The following is a 2,490-nucleotide window of genomic DNA, read 5'->3' as shown; positions in this document are numbered from 1 at the left end:
CACCCTACCGCAATTGCCCCACACCCAGGCGCTGCAACTGGCTCGGGTGGTGAGATTCGAGACGAAGGTGCAACGGGTCAAGGCTCTAAACCTAAAGTTGGCTTGTGTGGATTCAGTGTTTCCAATTTAAAAATCGGTGGCGCTACCCAGCCTTGGGAACAAGAGCATGGCAAACCTTCACAAATCGTATCAGCACTTGATATCATGCTTGAAGGTCCAATTGGTGCAGCGGCATTTAACAACGAATTTGGCCGTCCAAATACGCTGGGCTATTTCCGTAGCTATGAACAACAAACACCTGATGGTGATATTCGCGGTTATCACAAGCCAATCATGTTGGCTGGTGGCTTAGGGCACATTCAAGAACAGCACATTAAAAAAGGTGAAATTCCAGTAGGTAGCAAGATCATTGTTTTAGGTGGCCCTGCAATGCTAATTGGCCTCGGTGGTGGCGCTGCTTCTAGTATTAAGAGTGGCGAACAAAGCGAAGACTTAGATTTTGCCTCTGTTCAGCGTGCCAACCCTGAAATGGAAAGACGCGCACAAGAAGTAATTGATCGCTGTGCTAACTTAGGCGATGGCAATCCTATTATTTCAATTCATGACATCGGTGCAGGTGGTCTGTCAAACGGCCTACCAGAATTAGTGAACGACTCTGGTCGTGGCGGGCGTTTCGAACTTAGAAACATTCCAAATGATGACAACCAAATGTCGCCACTTGAAATCTGGTGTAACGAATCTCAAGAGCGTTATGTACTTGCTATTGCCCCATCAAGCTTAGACTTGTTTAAAGATATTTGTACGCGCGAACGTGCACCATTTGCTGTACTGGGTGATTCAACTAAAGAGCAGGAATTGGTCTTAAGTGATGAGCTGTTTGCTGATACGCCAATTGACATGCCAATGTCGGTTTTATTAGGCAACCCGCCTAAAACTAACATTGAAGCGGTAACGCAAAATATCGATCTTAATCCACTAGATACCAGCAACATTAATCTTGATGATGCCATCAGTAGAATTTTACAACTGCCAACCGTTGCCAGCAAAAACTTCTTGATCACCATCGGTGATCGTAGTGTCACTGGCATGGTAGCGCGTGATCAATTTGTAGGTCCGTGGCAAGTGCCTGTAGCTGATTGTGCCATTTCTATTTCTGATTACGTTGGATACAAGGGTGAAATTATGTCTTTGGGCGAGCGCACACCACTAGCTTTGTGTGATTCCAATGCAGCTGCACGTATGACCATTGGTGAATCTTTAACCAACATGCTAGGTGGTTACGTGGAAGATATTCACGATATTAGCCTTAGTGCGAATTGGATGAGTGCTTCTGGCCATAAAGGTGAAGATTCAAAACTATTTGAAGCAGTTAAAGCTGTGGGTATGGATTTATGCCCTGAGCTGGGCTTGACTGTACCAGTGGGTAAAGACTCAATGAGTATGAAAAGCTCTTGGAATGAAAATGGCGAAGACAAATCAGTTACTTCACCTTTGTCATTAATCATCACAGCCTTTTCAAAAACACCTGATGTTAGACTGCAAAAAACCCCATTACTAGAAACAGGTTCAGATTCTGAACTACTACTAATCGACTTAGGCTTTGGCCAAAATCGTATGGGTGGCTCGTGTCTAGCGCAAGTCTATAATCAAGTTGGTGATATTGCGCCAAATCTTGACGATAGCGCCGTATTTAAATCATTCTTCAGCACCATTAACCAACTCAATAAAGACGGTCTAATTAACGCTTATCACGATCGTAGTGATGGTGGTGTTATCACTACGTTACTTGAAATGGCCTTTGCCTCGCACACGGGCCTTACCATTAATACAGATGCTAGCATTGAAAGCCTATTTAACGAAGAGCTTGGTTGTGTTGTTCAGGTTAAATCTGAAAACAAAAACGCCGTTACTGACGCCTTAAAAGCAGCAGGCCTTGAGTCTTGCACACATTCAATTGCAACGCTTAACAGCTCAGACAGTATTGAAATTATCAATAATGGCCAAACCATTTACAGCCAGCCTCGTGCTGCTTTGCAAACACTTTGGTCAAGTACTTCTTACGAGATTGCCAAACTTAGAGACAACCCTGAATGTGCCCAGCAAGAATTTGACGGCGTTAGTCAATCAACAGACGGTATTAAAACAGACCTAAGTTTTGACCTTAATCAGTCTATCGTTAGCCCTTACATTAAAACCAACGTTAAGCCAAAAATTGCCATCCTTAGAGAGCAAGGCGTAAACGGCCAAGTAGAAATGGGCGCTGCTTTTGATAAAGCACAGTTTGAGGCGATTGACGTACACATGAGTGATATCTTATCAGGCAGATTATCTTTGGATGAATTTAAAGGCTTAGTGGCTTGTGGTGGATTCTCGTATGGTGACGTACTTGGCGCCGGCAGAGGCTGGGCAAGCTCAATTCTTTACAATGCTCGTGCTAAAGATGAGTTTGAAGCCTTCTTTAATCGCGAAGACAGCTTTGCACTAGGTGTG

Annotated in this window: 1 protein-coding gene; it reads left to right on the top strand. The window is 44.0% G+C overall.

Annotated elements, in window-relative coordinates; translation table 11 throughout:
• Positions 1-2,490: phosphoribosylformylglycinamidine synthase (gene purL / locus PSN35_RS07035; RefSeq protein WP_300031407.1), on the top strand; the 2,490-nt coding region annotated here is incomplete at both ends.

It is taken from the genome of Candidatus Thioglobus sp. (assembly GCF_028599055.1).
In the GTDB taxonomy this organism is placed as follows: domain Bacteria; phylum Pseudomonadota; class Gammaproteobacteria; order PS1; family Pseudothioglobaceae; genus Thioglobus_A.
This window is presented reverse-complemented; position numbering and strand designations above follow the sequence as displayed.